We start from the raw sequence: 19,076 nt of genomic DNA, 5'->3' as shown, positions 1-19,076 counted from the left end.
CAATCCTCAAATTTACTTAAAAAAGTATAATTAATCTTAATTCTTAAATGCAAATTTATTATTTCAGCTCTCATTTATCATGCGGTATTTCAAGAAGGAATACCTACAATAAAGCGCTTAACCCCGTCGGACTTACAAGTTGGATACACTTTTACCTGATAACGTCCTAACCATGATTAGCCCTCTGCCCGTGCAAAAGCAAGATCGGTCTTTTCGCCCGACCTTTTATAAAAAACCTTTTGTGCTTTTTATAAAAACCTCCTGAGGTTTTGGGATTTCCTCAAGAGGTTTTTGAGATAAAGAAAACACCACTGTAAACAAAAAATTTACAGTGGTGTAATACCGAACGATACCCGCTACTTATTTCTTGGTATATTTCTCAAACTTAGCGGTTTTTAGCATTGCTTTAAGGTCTTCACCGGGGCGAAACTGTATTTTGGCATTCTTAACGGAAGCCGCCGTTACCTTGGCTTCCTCCTCCTCGCCATTAGAAGATAAAGAGACTTGAAACGAGCCAAACTCTCCCAAACGAACAATCCTCCCCTCCGAAAGGTGGCGGGAGAGCAGTTTGGTAAGGTCATTTAATACCGCCAAAGCATCTGTATCGCTTACAGTGGTAGACATTTCCGAAAGTTCTTTGCTTAAATTTTTAAAACTGATTTCACCGTCGGCCTTAGTATTGGCATACCATTTTTTTTCTCCGGGTGTTCTGGGGTTCGCTTTCTGAACCACGGTATATTTAATAGGCATAATTTTATTTTTTTTGTTAAAGTTCTTGTTATTTTAGCTACCGTTGCCTTAAAAGGTGGTGGGTGGACTTCTGTTTTACCATGGTTTTCAACTCACGGGCAAAGGAGCCCCTCCCTTATTCCCTAATGCAGCAGCGGCAAAAGGCAAGGTTACGGCCTTACCCTTACCCAGTCGGATAAAGGCGACCCATACGGGGCATTTTGATTCCAACCATAAGGAGCATCCTCTACGTAACATTTAATACTTTTAAATTCCGTTCCCGCCCTTGTTCCAAGTGGATGAAGGTACCAATTATCTTCAATCGCGTGCTTCAACCAATAGCACAGCCCCGATGTTGAGGTATCTCTTGTTGCGATACGCCATCGAAAACGCCTATCTATAGGACCATAGAGGGTTCCGCTGGGAACGCGTACATTTCCGGTCCACCGTATGGTCACGTAAACACCGATAAATGACCCGCCGCCGCCTCCACCACCGCCTCCACCACCGCCGCCGCCTGAGGATTGGCAGCTCCCGTTGGCATTCGCATAAGCCTGTCCGTTATTATTTACAAGACTTTGGGCCTCTGCATAGGCTTGGTTGGCAGCTCTCTGGTCGGCATCGGCTTGGCTTACGGTACTGGTAGCAGTAGCGGTGGCCGAACGGGTATAGGTTACCGACGTCCCATAATAGCCACTACTGCAATTATTACGGGTAAAGCTACGGCTATAGCTTCTGGTTTGTGTGGAAGTGTAGGTTACACCGCCTTCCAGTGCTTGCAATACCACTTGAGCTTTTGCTACAAGAGGAAGCAATACTAACAATAAGCCGCATAAATTAAATCCCTTTAATCTCATTCTTCTCTTTTTTACTGTATTAAAAAATCCCTTTTAGTTAACAGCGTCCCCCGTAACGGTTACCGAAGTTGGCGTATCCTTAATGATGCCAATGGCAGAGTAGCGAGCTCTTGTCTTCTTTCCCCTTGCGGAAGCGGAATTTGTTGAAACGGTTACCTGCCCCGTATTAGCTTGGACAATCACACAACTGAAACCAACGGGCAAAGTGCTCGGGATATTGACGTTGGTAGCCGAGGTGTTATTTACGTATACATAGCCGCCATTATCCGTATCCGTAAGGGTAACCGTTCCTCCTGAAGCTCTACGCAAACCACCCGTAGGCGTCCATGCCGTACCATTCCATACCAAGAGCTGCCCTTTTTCGGGAGCAGAGGACGAAACCGCAAAACCTTGTATTTTCGTTACTTTCGTTTCGTTGCTGTTCAAATTGGCGGTAACGTCGCCCGTTAAAGCCGTCCGTTGAAAGGAAGTGCCGCTTACTTTCACGGTTTCGGAATCGGTATAAGCCTTTCGGGAAAGTTTTTGCCACGAGGAGCCGTCAAAATAATAGTACCCCTCTTCGGTCACATTAGCTGTTTGTCCCGACGGAGAAGCCTCCGCCTTCGTTACATACACGATGGCCCCTCTTTGAGCCAAAGTATAGGTCTTGCCATGAAGTTTGTCGCCCTCCAGTCGGGGGGCAATGAAACCGTCCATATAATCCGGATTATCCGGAGTAGCCCGCACTTCCAAAGTGGCATCGGGCTGGGTGGTGTTAATGCCCATCCGCCCATTGTACTGATCGCTCTGCCCGAAGGCCAAAGCGCCGAAGCCCAAAAGGGCAAAAACAGCAAAAGATGTCGTCTTTTTCATCACAAATCGATTTTTAATGGTTAATTGTTAGTCGTTAAGTTGTTAGTTGTTAAGTTGTGAAATTGTCAAGTCGTTAAATTTTAAGGGTTAAGGGTTAAAAGCATCGGAAACGGGCCGGAATGGTGTTAGGTGTTGGTTGGTTACGAAGAGGACCATCCCATGCCCGTACTCTCGATGCAAAAAATAATGACCATCTGTGCTGTGCTTCCGCACTTTTTTAATTCTTTTATCTGTTTTTCGACCGACATCGAAGGTTTTTTCGTTCTTTTGTCTTGAAACCAAAGAACCAAACGTTCAAGACCCTGAAAACTCGGCTAAAGCTCGAAACCCCCGCCTAAAATTCCTAAAACTCGCTCCTCTCCTCGCCCTAAGCCAGCTCAAACAAAAGGAATTTCTTAACGGCGGTGCTTCCGACGTTCTTAACGCCTCCGTTTTTAACGGGTCGAAAAAAAACGCTTTAACCTGTGGCGCCACCTTTATTTTGGATGGAAAGCCAAAGGATAAAATCTTGTTAATGACCGTCTGCTCTGTTTTATTATGAGGGTCGAATGGTTTTGAAAGAAAGCCGGAAAGCCATGGGAGGGCCTTCCGGCGGCTAAAAGCCCCGATACACTTAAACTTTAACTTATGAAAACAAAAATGGGCTTTTAGCTTTGGGGGTATTGTTAGGAATAGCCTTTCCGAAAAAGCAAAAAGAATCACGGCCAAAGCCACTGCAAATATCGAAACGAAAAAAGCGGCGTTTCGGGGAATGAAATTGCCTGAAACGACGCCCAAAACCAAAACCGCAAAAAAAGAAAGCAGGGTTGGTTTTTCCGAAAATTTTTTATAAGCTACGCCTACCTGCGCGCCCCTATAAGAATTTAGGGAATAGTTTGTGTGTGTGTGTGTGTGTGTGTGTGTGTGTGTGTGTGTGTGTTTACACAATTATCCGAAACCACCAAATTTTCCGGCCGTTTTTTTTCGTTTTTTTTACTATTTGCGCAAACCCAAAGCATAACGCCCCAAATGTAGAAAACTATTAGGATATGCACAATAGTTTTAACCTGATTTATTTCATTTTCTTCACCACAAAATAGAAAAAACCGCAAAAAACAAAGGATTTCATTAGAATTAACACAATAAAAAAAAATTCCGAAAGCGAGAAAAAAATCTGATAAATCAAAGCGATTTCCCATCTGTCAAGTAAGTTTTGCCGTGAGCTTCCTAAACTGTTTCTCCGCATTTTTTTCTTCGTAAAGAATAGCGTAAATCGCGTCGATAATCGGCGTTTTAATGCCTTTCTCCCGCGCCGTTCTGTAGATCGATCCCGCCGCATAATACCCCTCCGCCACCATGTTCATGGATTGAATGGCCGATTTTACCGTATACCCCTTTCCAATAAGATTACCCAAACTCCGGTTACGGGAAAATAAAGAATAAGCCGTTACCAACAAGTCCCCCAAATAAGCACTCTCGTTAACGTCCCTAGGCGTCTGATAAACCGCCCCCAAAAAAAACTCCATCTCCCGAATCGCATTGGAAACCAAAACCGCCGTAAAATTATCCCCATACCCCAAACCACTGGCAATACCCGCTCCAATCGCATAAACGTTCTTCAAAATCGCGCTGTATTCGTTGCCCAAAATATCCGTACTGGCATTCACCTTAATAAAATCCGAAGCAAACAGCTCCCGAAGCATCTCGGAAACCGACTCCTCCACCGTAGCAATCGTAAGGTAGGACAAACGCTCCATCCCCACTTCCTCCGCATGGCAAGGCCCCGCAATAACCGCCTGATGACGAAAACCTATCTTAAACTCGTCCCGTAAATAATGCGCCACCACATCGTTCGCCTTAGGAACAATCCCCTTAATCGCCGAAACAAAAATCTTCCCCGAAACCTCCGTCGTCATCCCCGCCAATGTTTCCTCCAAATAAATCGAAGGCGTAGCCAAAACCACCACATCACAAGAGGAAACCAATTCGTTAATATCCGTCGTCAGCTTCAGATGTCTGAGATTAAAACTCACCGAGGTTAAATAAGTCGGATTATGCCCCCGTTGCTCAATAGCTCCCTTAACATACTCGTTGCGAACGCACCAATGCACCAATTTACAGTTTTCCAAAAGCATTTTGACAATCGCCGTAGCAAAACTTCCGCTACCAACCACACCCACACGGCAAGGCTGCCCCGATTTTCTGGTCTTTTTCTTACTTTTCGTCTCGGCCGAAGCCGTCTCTACTAATTTTTTCTTTGCCATAACGTTAATTGTCTAATAAACGATACCTCGCAAATATACTGATAATATCAAGGATCTGCCTATTTTTATTTTTTATCGGATGCTTTTGCCCTCTTTTAAATACGTTCATATCCGTTTCAATTTTTCTTTCCATATTCTCAAAATGTCTTAATTTTGCCCCGGAAAAGGATCATGAAATCTTACTTCGCCATATTCCTTACCTTGCATCTGTTGCTAAAACCCTTGGCACCGGTAGCGGAGTATGTCCTGAATTTCGACTACATTACCACCGTTCTGTGCATCAATAAAGACAAACCCGAACTGAAATGTAAAGGAAAATGCTACCTTTCCAAAGAAATCGCCAAAGCCGCACAAGACGACCAAACGCCTTTCTCCAAAACCAAAAATCAAACCCCAAAATCCATAGAGGCTTTTATCCCCTCTGCCATCACCACGCTTTCGTTAGCCGCTCCGCCGTCTTTCGTCAAAGAGGTCTTTTTGGGGTTTAAAACCAATTACAACTATTCGTTTAACGGCTCTATTTTCAAGCCGCCCATTCGGTAAACCAAAAGCCGTTTTTTAAAAATTTTTCCGAGGATAATGTCCTTCGGAACACTTCTGTTTTAAACCTATTTTTAAATTTTAATTCTCTTAAAATGAAAACATACTCATTTTCATCCCTCTTTTTTATTGCCTTAATTTTATTCGCCTTCACTTCTTGCAGAAACAGCGATAACGAAATCGAAAACAACACCCCGGGAAATCTTCAGATAAAATTTGAAAACGGGTTTCTCCATTTGGGAAACATCGTCCTGAACCAAACCACCCAAACCTCTACCAACGGGCAAAAGCACAAATTCAGCACTCTGAAATACATCGTTAGTAATATTACCCTGATCGACGAAAACGGAAACGAAGTAAAATACCATTACAACGACCCCGATCGAGGCGCATTCATCATCGATCAAGCCCAAGCCATTGCCGGCGTCTCTTACCTCAACCTGAGTGCTATTCCCAAGGGACGTTACAAAAAAATTAAATTCGGACTGGGCATCAGCCCCCAAGCCTATCTGCTCGGCCTGGACGGCCAAGGCGAATTTTGGGATAAAGCCAAAACCGCAGGCATGGCATGGTCTTGGGCTGCCGGCTATATTTTCACCAAAATCGAAGGGCAATACGGCTCCTCCACCGCCGAAACCGAGTTCAGAAACCACGCCGGCAATATGGGAAACCCCGCCGCCAAAGGAACCCCAGATCTCTACCGCGAAATCACTTTGGAGCTGCCCACTACCGCAAGGGTCTCCCAAAGCGTTACTCCGTCCATCCATATCTTGGCAGATTTCAATCACTTCCTGAGCGGCGCTATACCCCTGACCCTGGACGAAACCAACGCCTCCGCCATGGGAAGCAGCCCCCATTTGGTACGCGTAACCGATAACCTTTCCCAAATGTTTATCGTAGATCATGTTCACAATGACTAAAATATTCATTCCCAAATCCAAAGAGAGCCGTTTGACTCTCTTTGGGTTTCTACTCCTCGGTTTGCTTTTGGTATCGTGCCGTAACGAGTTTGAAGGGGTTCCAATCCCTCCAGACCGCCCCTACGACTTGGAAAAACCCGCGCATTTTCCCGAAATCGTCTTTGACCTCAATGGCAATCCCGTTACCGTGAACGGCGTCGCCCTCGGAAAAAAACTCTTCTACGAAGGCAAGCTCTCCAGAAACAATACCATTTCCTGCGGATTTTGCCACATTCAGGAATACGCATTCACCCATCACGGGCACGCCATCAGCCACGGCATAGACGATCGGTTGGGGCTACGCAATACGCCCCCCATCCAAAACATGGCTTTCCTGAAAAACTACACCTGGGATGGCGTAAGCCACAATTTAGACGAACGTTCGCTGGTGCCCATCACCACAAGTTTCGAGATGGATAGTTCCATCCCCGAAGTCGTGCGGAAACTGAATGCCGACCCCCAGTACAAACCCTTGTTCAAAGCCGCTTTCGGTGACGAAAACATCACGGGAGAGAGAATCCTAAAAGCCTTGTCCCAATTTATGGTAACCATGGTTTCTGCCGAATCCAAATACGACCAGGTGAAAAAAGGTACCGCCACGTTTTCTTCCGAGGAAACCCAAGGCTACGCCCTCTTTCAAAACAAATGCGCAAGCTGCCACTCCGGAGAACTCTTTACCGACGAAAGCTTCAGAAACACAGGATTGTACCACAACCCCCAGCTGGACGACAGAGGCCGCTATCGCGTAACGCTGGACGCCAATGACCACATGAAATTTCGGGTTCCCAGCCTACGAAACATCGAATACACCGCACCTTATATGCACGACGGAAGGTTCTATTCGTTGGAAGCCGTACTAAACTTTTACTCCGATGGCGTGGAAAACCACTCCAACCTCGACCCACTGCTCCAAACCAACGGGCGACCCGGCATCCCCATGAGCAGTCAAGACAAACAATACCTGATCGCTTTCCTAAAAACCCTAAGCGATCCCTCCTTCATCACTAACCCTAAATTTGCTGAACAATGAAACTTTTTTTAATCACACTCTTTTCTGTTTTTTCATTTTCGGCTTTCGGTAAAAACGCCGACAGCCTCTGCACCGCGTATCAGGATACCCCGCAATACCGCCTCCCCCTATTGGAATGCGACGCTTGCGGTTGTGCCGCAGGAAACGGTTCCAGTGGCTTCGAATCGCTGTTAAACCCTCAATTCGTAGGAATAAAGTATTTCGCCCAACACTACAAGGCCAAAGAAAACCTCTTCTTGAAAGACCTGACCCAAAACCAATACTTCAACACCCTCCAACTATGGGGCAAAATCCCCGTAACCCCCAAAGTGAGCCTCTACGGCAGTATTCCTTTCCAATTTCATGAAAAAACCTCTTCCCAAGGTTCCCATTCCATCCAAGGACTTGGCGACGCCAGCCTAATGGGCATCTATGAAATTAGGAGTACCCCAAACGCCACCCATCAACTTCACGGCGGCCTCGGCCTTAAAATCCCCACCGGAACATTCGACGAAAAAGGAGCAAGCGGCGTGAATCCCAGTTTCCAATTGGGAACCGGAAGTTGGGATTACCTGTTCGCCCTAAATTATAAGTTTCAAAAAGAAGCCTTCGCCCTCCTCCTAAATACCGACTACGCCATCAAAACCAAAAACCAAAAACACTATAAATTCGGCAACCAATGGAACTATTCTGCCACCGGTTACTACCGCTTTTGGCAAAATACCGCTGCCGTATTCTCAGGAAAATCAGGCCTGCAAGGCGAAGTTTTCGATTCAAACCGACAGTTTGACGAAGCCCTCCCAAGAACCGCCGGAAGCGCCCTCTACGGCAAAATCGGATTTGAAGCCTCTTACAAAAAATTCAGTTTAGGAAGCGAACTCATGCTGCCCGTCTACAGCAACCTGGCCAGCGGAGACATTGAAGCCCGATCCAGATTCAGCCTTTTCGTTAATTTTGGGCTCTAAGACCCAAAACAAAATTTCCCAAAGGATTCCGAAAGAAAACCCTCAATATCTTCTTTTAAGAAAACTTTGGGAAAATTTTAACGCCTTGGTGCAAAATGAAAAACCCACCAAGACGTTATTAGGGCATTGTCTAAATTATTTTACATTTGCAGCCTCAAATTTTTTTTTGACAAGCCCTCTAATTCAACACAATGAAAAAAACATTTTTCAACCTCAAAAAGAAACCCTCGTTATACCTAATACTCCTCCTTTTGGTCTTTGCCCAAGCGCTGGTCATCGGCAAACTCTACTCCGAGAAAGATCACCGAAACTACGAGGTTCATCTGGTGCAAATCAACACCGAAAAAGACAGCGTCGATTATCTGAAAATGAAAAACGACTTGACCCAAATCGACCACACCATAAAACAACTCAACCAATTTCTGAAAACCAAAAATATCCCAAACGAAAAAATCGAAGCCCTCGACCAAAACCACTTGGCCAATTCGGTCTACTTGGCTAAAACCAGCAACCGTTACAGCCAATACTTAGTCTATCTTCAAGAAAAACTAAAGCAAATCCCTTTAGGACTGCCCACTTCAGGCTATATTTCGTCAGCCTTCGGCCTGAGAAAAAATCCCATCCCAAGCAAACCCACATTAGCAATGGCCTCCGCCTCGTCCCGAAATCTCGCTCGAACTCCGTCCAAACCATCGGCAAAAAAAGACAGTCTGGATCAAGCCCCTCAAACCCAAACCAACCTTTTAACCGAAAAAAAAACCGCCCCTTCAAAAGAAGAAGCAGAACCCGCCCAGTTCCATAAAGGCATCGATTTCGCCGTTCCCCATGGCTCCGACGTACGAAGCACCGCCATGGGAACCGTCATTTTCGCCGGTCTGAAAGGAGGCTACGGAAAATGCGTCATCATCGCCCACGGCAACGGACTGGCCACCCTCTACGGCCATCTCTCGGAAATCTTGGTCCAAACCAATGACCAAGTAAACGTTAACCAAATCATTGCAAAATCCGGCAACTCCGGCCGTTCCACCGGCCCGCATCTCCACTACGAAGTCCACAAAAACCAAACCCCCATAAATCCCAAACTCTTCCTCTCCCTCTAATCCATTAAAACCAACCTCTCCGAAAATAGTTGGTCAACGCCCCAAAATTAAATACCAACGTGTAACGAATACGCCCCGCATAATCGGAAAAACCAGGCTCGAACCCCAAAGAAGATTGCAAAGGCAAAAAAACTTCCAAAAAATCAGGAATAACCTTAACCTTTATCCCACTATCCCACAAAAAACGGGGGTTTTCACCTTTATTTCGATAGACCCCGGCATCCGCATAAAAATTAAACATTTTCCAAACGTGAACATCCGCATTGGTGCTAACCAACCAATGATTAACCGTATCGCGAAAATCGGATTTAAACCCGCCTTCCGCCAAAACAAACTGCTGGGACAATACTCCACTCGTAGCACTCTGCCCCAAAAGGTTATAGGCAAAAGCATAATTGGAAACACGAGATAACCCAAAATCAAACCACCGATTCCGCGTGCGGTTGTCCAAAAACCATCCCGCAAACACCCTGAAAGCCATTTTCTTGTTCTCCGCATATTCCCAACGGTAAAAAGCCTCGCCCGAAAGCTTCTGAAAATCCTTCATAAACTGAAAATTTCCGCCGTAATACTGCTCGTGTATCAGCCGGTTATCCGCATAACCATACCCCAAATTCCAAAGCCCGTAACGCCCGTATTCGTTTGCCGCCCGCATTTCCGCCGTTAAATCTTTTTCGTAAAAATTATAGGAAAAACGAAACGCCTCATTCACGTCGCTACGCATCCGCTTCAGCAAACTAAGGCTCGAAAACACCGTAGCCCTGCGGTAAGCCAACCCGTAATCGTAATGAAAATACGCCCCCGAAATCCCCGCCTGAAAACTCCTGAAAAAAGAATCCACCGGACGCAACGTATAAGCCACCGCCCCCGATCCCGTTACCTTGCGTATTCCCGTACTGTAATAAGGCGTAAAACTATAACTAAAAGGACGGTCCAACAACGCCCGATTTTGAATATTCATCCCCAAAAGTACCCCGTCGTACGCATTAAAACTCGCCCGAGGATTAAGGTAAATTTCGTTATACTCCGGATCGGGAATATCTTTGAAAAACTTAAAGCGTATTTTCTTCGCATTGGCAAAAACCCCTTTGGTATAGAGGTAATTGTCCCTATAATTGGATTCCGGAAACACATAGCCATCGTTCAATTGTATTTTGCGAACCGCATCGGAAGGAATCAAAAAATCCTTTTCTTTTTTCGCTGCCTCGGTCGTTTCCCAAAAAGACGTCTTCCGGCCTCCGTCTTCCTCCGTCGTGATTTTTATCGGAAGCGAGAACCCCTCATTTTGAGCAATACGAACCAAATACCCTTCAGGGATTTTTTCGACTTTTTTGAGTTTCAAATTAAGCCTGACCGACCGATCAAAGTACGGCTCCAAAAACGCCGACGCCCCGGAAGAAGCCAAAGACAAACGCCGAAGAAAATCCCGAGCCTCCAAGGGCTTCCCTTGCCCTTCCTCCAAATAAGACCTCAACACTTGCTCAAACGCCTTCTGTCCCATCTTATCCGCAATAAAATGAAACAAACTCCCCGTTTCAAATTTGCTGATCGCCATGTCATTAAAGTTGCTCAGCTCCACAAAAGGCTTCCCAATACGCTGATCCAAATTCTGCGTCATGATATACTGATAAGCCAAACCATAACGCTCGGTAAGCGGCATACGGGCAATGGTAAAATAATTAAGCGGACGAACCCCCAGCACACTAAGCTCCTCCGGCAAACGCCCCAGCAATTTGGCTTCGGGATAAAAACGATTCAAATAACAAATTTCCAAATAGGTTTTCATCCCGTTGAGAAACCAATGATCTTTGTTTTTATTAAGGATTCCGCCCTGAGCCAAGACACTTTTAGCCAAAACCCCAAAGTAATTCAGATCCGTCTTTTGAACATCCGAAAACAACTGAAAACGAAATTTCCAAAATTTAAAATCCTGAATACCGAAAAATTTATCTTTAGCCAAAATTTTCTCCGAAATCAAGAGTTTGGAAGGCATCAACCCCGTCTTTTCCCGTATAAACGACAGATGAAGCGGCAGATAAAATTCCAAATTAGGACGCTCGGCCCAATCCACCTCGTGCATCAACACAAGCTCCGTCGAACGCCCGTCTTTCTCCACTTTCAAACGAAACGGCGCTTTGCGCGTAACCCAAAGTTCAGGATCCGTCGCCAAAACGCCCGAGAAAAAACCGTCCCTCTTCTCCAAATTACTTTCCGTAAACCACCCTTCAGGAACGTCCAGTTTAATCCCCCAGTGATTTCCACCCGACTGGGTTTCCTCAATGTCGTAATACTGCACCACCCTATCTTCACCTTCGGAAAACGTAGGAGGAACCAGAAAAAAATACTTGAGCGAAACCCCATCTTCCGACACCCCATACCCCGTGAAACGAGAGTCCGGAAGACGCAGACGGTAGTCCAATACCAGTTCGCAAGTTTCTCCACTCTGCAAAGGTTTTTCCAAAGCAACAGACACCTGCTCCCGATCCAACCCCGTTGCAACGGCATTTCCGTTAACCGTAAGCTGGGCGAGCTCTCCAAGTTTGTCCTCAGAAGCAAAATAAAGATCTTTCTTGCGGTCCTCCAGTTTCCGAACCGCCAAAGCCGTCCCCCGGGAACGATACGCCGAAATCCAGTTGAGCAAAACCACTTCTTTCTGAACCGTAGCCGTCTTATTCTTATAACGTATCGTCTGATGAACGTCCAAAGTCCGCAAATCCTGCGACAAAATCGCCCGGACTTCAATAGAATCTCCCTGCGCCCGAAAAAGCACCCCGCAAAACCAAAACAAAACCCAAAACCAAAGTTTTCCCATAAGCAATAAACACCCAAAGATAGCGTTAAGTTTCAGAATACGAAACCTTTCCTTTCCCGTTTGTTTTTTCTTTGTTAAATTTGGTCAAATTAAAATCCTTGCCGCCGTTTATTTTAAAATTCGCCGTCGCCTTTGCCGCCGTTTGGAGTTTTGCCGCCCACGCCCAAATCTCCGAAAGTGTCAGGCCCTTACTCATTGACGCGTCCAAAGCCACCGTCCGCACAAGATTGTCTCCCCCAAAAGGGTTTCGATGGGAACATTACCCCACCGAATCGTTCGGCCATTACCTTTCCAATTTCCCTCTAAAGCCCGAAGGGCTCCCCCTAAGAGATTACACCAACCTGCCACTGCCCAAGCAGTACCACCATGCCGCCATTTTGGACATCGACGTCGGCGAAAAAGACCTCCAACAATGTGCAGACGCCTGGATAAGACTCTACGGAGAATACCTTTGGAAACAAAACCGAAAAAACGAAATCGCCTTTGAGTTCACCAGCGGCCAAAAACTTTCTTGGAACGAATACAGCCAAGGCATAAGAACCACCGAAGACGGCGAACGGGTAAAATTTCACCGCAGCGCAAAACCCGACGAATCCTACGCCAATTTCCGAAAATATCTGGATTTGGTGTTTCAATACGCCGGAACCATTTCCCTGGATCGGGAAGCCGCCCCGCTCACGGAAAAACAAACCATACGCGTAGGCGATCTCATCGTAAAACCCGGAAGCCCCGGGCATTCCGTATTTATTGTAGGCAGCGCCATCAACCCCAAAGGAAAAAGAGTCTTTCTCCTCGCCGAAAGCTACATGCCCGCCCAAGACATCCATATCCTTAAAAACCCCATCCGCCCCCAACTCTCTCCCTGGTACGAACTGGAGCCCCAAATGCGGCAACTCATCACGCCAAAATTCCTGTTCGTCCCCGCCCAAATCAAACGCTTCCGAAACGAAAAATAAAAAACCTCCCCTTTTAAAAAGAGAAGGCCTAATAAAAAAAACGATCGACCGGCTTACGATTCTATCAGTTCAAAATTTCCTTTTATCCGAACCTGATCGCTGATAACCGCTTCCGGAAACTTAGCTCCAATGCCGAAGTCCGAACGCTTAATCGTTCCCAATACCTCATACCCGTAAGTGGTCTTTTTACTCATCGGATTAACCGTAGAGCCTCTGTAAACCAACGTTACCGTAACCGGCTTGGTTACCCCGTGAAGCAAAAGATTTCCTTTTACTTCGTAATAATTCTTTTTCAACCTCTTAATCGAAGTGCTGCTAAACACCATCTTAGGGTAAGTAGCCGCATCAAAAAAATCAGCACTCTTCAAATGCTTATCCCGAGCCTCCACATGCGTGTTGACCGAGCCGACTTCGGCCTCGAAATTAATCTGAGATTTAAGAAAATCGGTTTCATTACCATAAATGGACAGCTTTGCTTCGTCAAAACCCCCAATAATATCGTTAACGGTAAGGTGTATCACCGAAAACTGAATGCGGGAATGTACCGCATCGCTAACCAAGTTTTTCTGAGCCGACAAACTCACGGAAAACCATACCACCGCCAAAAAAGCCATTAATTTTTTCATAACTTCAATAAATTTTAATTGTTCTGTCGGCAAAACTACCCCGTCTTTCCAAACCCTGCATTGATCTATGATAAGAAAAAAAGAAAAAGAGCCGCCCCTGATTAGAGACCGCCCTTTTCCAAGCAAATAAACAATTATTTCTTATTTCTTGATGATTTTTTGGCTTACCGCCTCACCGTCCACAACACCGGTAACCAAATAAACCCCTTTAGCAAGATCGGAAACATTAACCACCTGATCCGCCTTAACAGAGAAAGCTCTTACCACCTGGCCGTTCATACCAACGATTTTAACGTCCGCCGTAGCCGCAAAAACAAGCTCTGCCCCAACTTGGGTGTTTTTAACCAAGCTTCTGCGTTCTTTCACCACATCCAATACCGACAACGATGGCGCCGTCCAAGACACATTATCAATTGTTACCTGTCTGTTTCCTGTAGCTGTTCCCTGAGGATAAGTAATTTTCACCTTAACCTCTCCCACTTTGTTAATGGTAACCGTCTCTTTATACACATCGGATGCCGCACCGCTCCCCGCGCCGAAAGCCGGCGTTTGTTTTACCTCTTCACCGTCTACCAACACCGCCAGTTTCCGCTCATTTCCTCCGGTGAACGCTTTTCGGTATTCAAACGTAAAGTCACCTACTCCGTTGGGAATAGTAAATTCCACCGAACTCGGCTCATCCGATCTTCTCAACATGATGCCTTTTCCTGAAATCGGCGAATCCCCCTGATCCCTACTATGAACATAAGCTACCGTAACGCCTGCTGTTTCCCCCTCAAAGCTACCGTTAGCATAAGCTGTCGTAAGTGCACTTTGGGTTTCAAAAGTTTCAGTTCCTTGGGCATTTACCGCCACACTCATTGCCACAACGGCAAGCAAAGAATAAAATTTTTTCATAACTTTCTGTTTTAAATTTAAGCATCAATAGTCTTGAACACAACAAAGATAACAAACTAAAGAGTTTTTTATGTTAAATGAGTGTTAAGTTTCTGCAAATACTGAAAAAGATCATATTTTCGTTATTTTTACGGCTTTAATTCTCATGCGTTTCATCAAAAGAGGAATTATTCTAACAACCATCCTATTGGGGATTGTTCTCGGCAACGCCCAAGTTTTCTCTTGGAGCAATCCGAACCTGTCTAAAGACAGCCTCTCACGAGAGCGTTTGCTCCGAGCCAAATTCGATAAAGATTGGTTCACCAAAGACACGCTGGACTTCATCACTCGGCGAAAACAAAACCTCATCGAAGACAAACTTTTACTAAAACCCGAACGCCAGCCGTTTTTAGGCCAACTTCATTCCAAAGGAGCCATCACCAGAGGCATTACCTTCGGAAGCCATCAAGGCTCCTCCGTCCAAAGCACCATGGACCTCCAAATAGCCGGAAGAATTTCCCAAGACGTCCGTCTATTAGCCTCCATTTCCGATCATAATCTTCCCATCCAAGCCGACGGTTACACCCAAACCTTAGAGGAGTTCGACAAAATTTACATCCAACTCAACATCAAAGAAAACCACCTCCTCAGAGCAGGGCACATCGACCTCAGTGACCAACAAACTTACTTCGCCAAATTTCAAAGACGCAGCATGGGACTCGAATTCCAAACCCGATGGGGCAATGAAAACCAAACCACCCTCGAAAGCCACTTGGGAGTCGCTCGCAGCGAATTCCACCGCATCCGCTTCCAAGGCATCGAAGGCAACCAAGGCCCTTACCGCCTCTTAGGAAAAAACGGAGAAGCCTTCATTACCCTCATCTCCGGATCCGAACAAGTCTTTATTGACGGAATCCTAATGAAACGCGGCGAAAACGCCGACTATACCATCAATTACAACACGGGAGAAGTTACATTCACCAGTTTTCGCCCTATTTACAGCCAGAATTTCATCACCGTTTCCTACAATTACACCAACCGAAATTACTCGCGCTTTCTTGTTACCGGTGGGATAAAACACGAACGCTCCCGCTTACGCGCCAACCTCCGCTGGTTCATGGAAAGTGACAACAAAAACGCCCCGCTGGCTCTGAGCCTAAGTAAAGACGACGAAAAAATTCTCGCCTCAGCAGGCAATAATCCCGCTTTAATGTGGGCTCCCTCCGGAGTAGCGACCAAATACGATCCCGACAAAATCCTCTACCGCCTCATCGTTTCGCCAAGCGGCAACCATTACGAATTTTCAACGGACGAAAATGAAGCGCTCTACCAAGTCACCTTCACGCACATGGGTGCCGGAAACGGCGATTACCGGTTGGCCCAGTCCACCAACAACGGAAGAGTATTCCGCTACGTAGGCACTGGAAACGGCGATTACGCCGCCCTTAGAAAATTACCCGCTCCACAAAAAACCCAAGTCCTCTCCACCTCCATAGAATACGATTTAAACAATGGTAAAATCGGTGCCGATTTTTCATTCAGCAATCACGATCTCAACCGCTTCTCTTCCTTAGACAATCGTCAAAATCAAGGATTTGCCACCCGGATTTACGGCCAAAAAGCCTTCAAAAGAAAACAATGGAGCATCGTCCCATCGTTGGAATTCCAACACCTCAGCCACAAATTTCACGTTTTGGATCGCATCAACGACGTCGAATTCGCCCGAGATTTCAACCTTTCACAAGAATTCAGCCAAAGAAACCAAAACCGCCTAACCCTCTCCCTGCCCAACCGTTGGGAAAACGGAACCCTTTTGGATTATCGCCTAAACCACCTTAATGAAGAACAAAACTACCAAGGCCTAAAACAAGACATTCAATTCGACCGCAAAAAAAACAGCCTGCACACCAAAGCCCAACTTTCCCTCCTAAACACCAAAGGCTCCGTGGAAAACACCACCTTTGCCCGAGGAAAAGTCTCTGCAGAATGGCTGAGACCCAAAGGCCAATGGGAAGTGGGGGCCGCCGCCGAACACAACCTCCGCTTGCTCCACCCCAACGCCACCTATACCCCCACCAGCTTCAGCTGGAAAGAAGCCTTCATCCAAAAAAGAATAGGCGACTCCAGCCGAACCAAACTCATGGCCAAAATCTATCTGCGGGACAACGACTCCCTAAGAGACAATCGGCTTCAGAAAGTCAACCGCATCCTGGGCCTAGTCACCGAAAGTCAAATTATAAAAACAGAAAAAGCCCAACTCAGTGCCCAAATCCACTACCGAAAGTTAAACCAAACTTTCCCCTCCGAATACACGAGCAATCCGAATTTTATCGTTGGAAATCTCCTGTACCACCAGCAGCTTTTCCGCAACGGCCTCCGACTTCAAGCTTTCTACGAATTGGGAAATGGGCAAGAAGCCCAAAGAGAATTTCAATACCTCCGCGTTACCGACGGACAAGGAGTCTACAAATGGACCGATTATAACGGCGACGGCATCCAGCAATTGGACGAATTCGAAATTGCCGAATATGCCGACCGCGCCCAATACATCCGCATCTACACCAATACCGTCCGTTACCTTCCTTCCAACAAAAATAAATTTCAACTTTCGGTCTTTCTTTTGCCCTCCGCCCTATTTCAATCCGACAATGCCTTCCTGAAACGCTGGAACCTTAGTCTCTCCCTGCTTTCCCAAAACGCCTTCCTAAAAGGGGAAAAAGCCCTCGTACTAAACCCGTTCGAAAGACAAAACACCCCGATTCTAAAAAATCAAAACCTTTTGGCGGCCGTTCAGTTCAATGCCACCGATAAGTCGGGGTGGAACGCCGGTTACCGCTACAGCGCCACGGAAAACGTCCTCAACGCCAATTTCAGCCTCGAAAGCACCCAAAGGCAATCCCACCAAGCCAATTTAGGGTATCGCCTCCATCGTCATTTCCGAATCGACTGGGAAAACACCCTGGCGCAATGGCAAAATTCCTCCGAGATGTTTCTCTCTAAAAACTATCTTCTGCATTTGTACGAAACCAAACCCAAAGCCACTTACAAACTCTCCTCGGTGTGGCAGGCCGAACTCTCCTCCGCCCTGAAGAGCAAAGTCCGAAAAGACGGCACGGAACACCTCAACGCCACCGAAATTACCGGAACACTCCAATGGGAACACCCCAAAACCTCTGTGAGAGCTCAAATTGCCTTAATCAACAACGTGTTCACAGGGCAGAGTTTCTCAATCGTCGGTAATCAAATGCTGGACGGTCTGCGCACCGGAAAAAATCAGGTCTGGAGTCTTTTCTTCCAGCAAAAGCTCACCCGCTTCATCCTTCTCAATCTCAATTACGAAGGGCGTAACTCCGGCGAAACAACCATCCATACAGGCTCCATGCAGATTAAAGCCTCCTTCTAATCCCCCACCGGTAGATTTCCCTCGGAAATTGGTCATTTGGGACATTAACCTTAATTTTGCGCCATGGTAAAAATCGGAACGATTAACCTGCCGGAATTCCCGTTGTTGCTCGCCCCCATGGAGGACGTAAGCGACCCGCCCTTCCGCAGGCTTTGTAAACAACACGGTGCAGATTTGATGTATTCGGAATTCATTTCCTCCGAAGGCCTGATCCGCGATGCGATAAAATCCCGAAAAAAGCTCGACATCTTCGACTACGAACGTCCCGTCGGGATTCAGATTTTCGGCGGAGACGAAGAGGCCATGGCGCTTTCCGCCCGCATCGTAGAAACCGTACAACCCGACCTGGTGGACATCAATTTCGGATGCCCTGTGAAAAAAGTCGTAAGCAAAGGCGCCGGCGCCGGTGTCCTGAAAGACATCGACCTCATGGTACGTCTAACCAAAGCCGTCGTTCGTTCCACCCACTTGCCCGTGACCGTAAAAACCCGTCTGGGATGGGATCACGACAACATCAACATCGACGAAGTAGCCGAGCGGTTGCAAGACGCCGGCATCAAAGCCCTAACCATCCATGCTCGTACCCGGGCCCAGATGTACAAAGGCCACGCCGACTGGGAGCACATATCCCGAATAAAAAACAATCCAAACATCGAAATTCCCATCTTCGGCAATGGCGATATCGACTCGCCCGAAAAAGCCGAAGAATACCGAAAAAAATACGATTGCGACGGTCTGATGATCGGCCGCGCCGCCATAGGCTACCCTTGGATTTTCAACGAAATAAAACATTATTTCGCCACCGGAGAAATTCTCCCAAAACCAACCGTTACCCAAAGACTGGAAGCCGTAAGGCAACACGCCCTATGGAGCACCGAGTGGAAAGGCGAAAGAGTCGGACTGGTGGAAATGCGCCAGCACTACAGCAACTATTTCCGCGGAATCCCCCACTTCAAAGACTTCAAAAAAAGATTTCTCGAAGTTTTCACCTTAAACGAAATGGACGAACTTCTCGCCGAAACAGAAGCCTTTTACAAAGAAAATACCGATTTATAACCTTAAATCCGTTTGCTTCCCAAAAGCCACATGCCCCCAAGCAGAACCATCCCCATGGCTCCCTTGCGTGTAACCAAAACGGATTTCGCCCGA

At 46.5% G+C, this 19,076-nt stretch carries 15 protein-coding genes; 8 read left to right on the top strand and 7 right to left on the bottom strand.

Annotated elements, in window-relative coordinates; translation table 11 throughout:
• Positions 1–360 precede the first annotated feature (360 nt).
• The 4 genes from VQ048_RS09155 to VQ048_RS09140 form a co-directional block, all read right to left on the bottom strand.
• Positions 361–750 carry an HU family DNA-binding protein gene (locus VQ048_RS09155; RefSeq protein ID WP_079206415.1) on the bottom strand — a complete coding sequence of 130 codons (390 nt, stop codon included), beginning with the start codon at positions 748–750 and terminating at the stop codon, positions 361–363.
• A gap of 149 nt (positions 751–899) precedes the next feature.
• Positions 900–1,586 (bottom strand): DUF5977 domain-containing protein, encoded by a 687-nt coding sequence (locus tag VQ048_RS09150; RefSeq protein ID WP_327611393.1) that lies wholly within the window; start codon positions 1,584–1,586, stop codon positions 900–902.
• 33 nt (positions 1,587–1,619) lie between these two features.
• Complete coding sequence (locus tag VQ048_RS09145; RefSeq protein ID WP_327611392.1) at positions 1,620–2,438, bottom strand: phage tail-like protein; 819 nt, start codon at positions 2,436–2,438, stop codon at positions 1,620–1,622.
• Between the two features lie 1,181 nt (positions 2,439–3,619).
• A complete protein-coding gene (locus tag VQ048_RS09140; protein ID WP_327611391.1) occupies positions 3,620–4,681 on the bottom strand; it encodes an NAD(P)H-dependent glycerol-3-phosphate dehydrogenase in 1,062 nt (353 codons plus the stop codon).
• Positions 4,682–4,852: 171 nt separating this feature from the next.
• On the opposite strand from VQ048_RS09140, the gene VQ048_RS09135 reads away from it, so the two are divergent.
• The 5 genes from VQ048_RS09135 (at position 4,853) to VQ048_RS09115 (ending at position 9,254) form a co-directional block, all read left to right on the top strand.
• Positions 4,853–5,224, top strand: coding sequence for a hypothetical protein (locus VQ048_RS09135; RefSeq protein WP_327611390.1), 372 nt, complete (start codon positions 4,853–4,855; stop codon positions 5,222–5,224).
• Between the two features lie 92 nt (positions 5,225–5,316).
• On the top strand, positions 5,317–6,141 hold the full coding sequence (locus VQ048_RS09130; RefSeq protein ID WP_327611389.1) for an MbnP family protein: 825 nt from the start codon (positions 5,317–5,319) through the stop codon (positions 6,139–6,141).
• Positions 6,134–7,210 (top strand): cytochrome-c peroxidase, encoded by a 1,077-nt coding sequence (locus tag VQ048_RS09125; protein ID WP_327611388.1) that lies wholly within the window; start codon positions 6,134–6,136, stop codon positions 7,208–7,210. Before VQ048_RS09130 ends, VQ048_RS09125 begins: the two co-directional genes overlap by 8 nt.
• Complete coding sequence (locus VQ048_RS09120; RefSeq protein ID WP_327611387.1) at positions 7,207–8,154, top strand: transporter family protein; 948 nt, start codon at positions 7,207–7,209, stop codon at positions 8,152–8,154. The genes VQ048_RS09125 and VQ048_RS09120 overlap by 4 nt, the downstream gene beginning before the upstream one ends.
• A 191-nt stretch (positions 8,155–8,345) precedes the next feature.
• Positions 8,346–9,254, top strand: coding sequence for a M23 family metallopeptidase (locus tag VQ048_RS09115; protein ID WP_327611386.1), 909 nt, complete (start codon positions 8,346–8,348; stop codon positions 9,252–9,254).
• Positions 9,255–9,258: 4 nt separating this feature from the next.
• Here VQ048_RS09115 and VQ048_RS09110 read toward each other — a convergent pair whose 3' ends face one another.
• Entirely contained in the window at positions 9,259–12,066 is a 2,808-nt protein-coding gene (locus tag VQ048_RS09110; RefSeq protein WP_327611385.1) for a gluzincin family metallopeptidase, read from the bottom strand.
• A gap of 98 nt (positions 12,067–12,164) precedes the next feature.
• Between VQ048_RS09110 and VQ048_RS09105 the strand changes: the two genes are divergently transcribed.
• Positions 12,165–13,022, top strand: coding sequence for a DUF4846 domain-containing protein (locus VQ048_RS09105; RefSeq protein WP_327611384.1), 858 nt, complete (start codon positions 12,165–12,167; stop codon positions 13,020–13,022).
• 53 nt (positions 13,023–13,075) lie between these two features.
• On the opposite strand, the gene VQ048_RS09100 is transcribed toward VQ048_RS09105, so the two are convergent.
• Positions 13,076–13,648 carry a YceI family protein gene (locus VQ048_RS09100; RefSeq protein WP_327611383.1) on the bottom strand — a complete coding sequence of 191 codons (573 nt, stop codon included), beginning with the start codon at positions 13,646–13,648 and terminating at the stop codon, positions 13,076–13,078.
• A gap of 141 nt (positions 13,649–13,789) precedes the next feature.
• Positions 13,790–14,545 (bottom strand): T9SS type A sorting domain-containing protein, encoded by a 756-nt coding sequence (locus VQ048_RS09095; protein WP_327611382.1) that lies wholly within the window; start codon positions 14,543–14,545, stop codon positions 13,790–13,792.
• A gap of 145 nt (positions 14,546–14,690) precedes the next feature.
• Here VQ048_RS09095 and VQ048_RS09090 point away from each other — a divergent pair, with 145 nt between their 5' ends.
• Together VQ048_RS09090 and dusB are read left to right on the top strand one after the other, a co-directional pair.
• A complete protein-coding gene (locus VQ048_RS09090; RefSeq protein ID WP_327611381.1) occupies positions 14,691–17,927 on the top strand; it encodes a DUF8818 domain-containing protein in 3,237 nt (1,078 codons plus the stop codon).
• A gap of 63 nt (positions 17,928–17,990) precedes the next feature.
• On the top strand, positions 17,991–18,983 hold the full coding sequence (gene dusB, locus VQ048_RS09085) for a tRNA dihydrouridine synthase DusB (protein ID WP_327611380.1): 993 nt from the start codon (positions 17,991–17,993) through the stop codon (positions 18,981–18,983).
• The last annotated feature ends 93 nt before the right edge of the window (positions 18,984–19,076 follow it).

Source organism: Bergeyella anatis (genome assembly GCF_036016955.1).
In the GTDB taxonomy this organism is placed as follows: Bacteria; Bacteroidota; Bacteroidia; order Flavobacteriales; family Weeksellaceae; genus JAYWXI01.
This window is presented reverse-complemented; position numbering and strand designations above follow the sequence as displayed.

Bases quoted from the DNA above. Each gene is read 5' to 3' on its own strand.
- VQ048_RS09155 (WP_079206415.1), bottom strand. From the start codon at position 750: ATGCCTATTAAATATACCGTGGTTCAGAAAGCGAACCCCAGAACACCC.
- VQ048_RS09150 (WP_327611393.1), bottom strand. From the start codon at position 1,586: ATGAGATTAAAGGGATTTAATTTATGCGGCTTATTGTTAGTATTGCTT.
- VQ048_RS09145 (WP_327611392.1), bottom strand. From the start codon at position 2,438: ATGAAAAAGACGACATCTTTTGCTGTTTTTGCCCTTTTGGGCTTCGGC.
- VQ048_RS09140 (WP_327611391.1), bottom strand. From the start codon at position 4,681: ATGGCAAAGAAAAAATTAGTAGAGACGGCTTCGGCCGAGACGAAAAGT.
- VQ048_RS09135 (WP_327611390.1), top strand. From the start codon at position 4,853: ATGAAATCTTACTTCGCCATATTCCTTACCTTGCATCTGTTGCTAAAA.
- VQ048_RS09130 (WP_327611389.1), top strand. From the start codon at position 5,317: ATGAAAACATACTCATTTTCATCCCTCTTTTTTATTGCCTTAATTTTA.
- VQ048_RS09125 (WP_327611388.1), top strand. From the start codon at position 6,134: ATGACTAAAATATTCATTCCCAAATCCAAAGAGAGCCGTTTGACTCTC.
- VQ048_RS09120 (WP_327611387.1), top strand. From the start codon at position 7,207: ATGAAACTTTTTTTAATCACACTCTTTTCTGTTTTTTCATTTTCGGCT.
- VQ048_RS09115 (WP_327611386.1), top strand. From the start codon at position 8,346: ATGAAAAAAACATTTTTCAACCTCAAAAAGAAACCCTCGTTATACCTA.
- VQ048_RS09110 (WP_327611385.1), bottom strand. From the start codon at position 12,066: ATGGGAAAACTTTGGTTTTGGGTTTTGTTTTGGTTTTGCGGGGTGCTT.
- VQ048_RS09100 (WP_327611383.1), bottom strand. From the start codon at position 13,648: ATGAAAAAATTAATGGCTTTTTTGGCGGTGGTATGGTTTTCCGTGAGT.
- VQ048_RS09095 (WP_327611382.1), bottom strand. From the start codon at position 14,545: ATGAAAAAATTTTATTCTTTGCTTGCCGTTGTGGCAATGAGTGTGGCG.
- VQ048_RS09090 (WP_327611381.1), top strand. From the start codon at position 14,691: ATGCGTTTCATCAAAAGAGGAATTATTCTAACAACCATCCTATTGGGG.
- dusB (WP_327611380.1), top strand. From the start codon at position 17,991: ATGGTAAAAATCGGAACGATTAACCTGCCGGAATTCCCGTTGTTGCTC.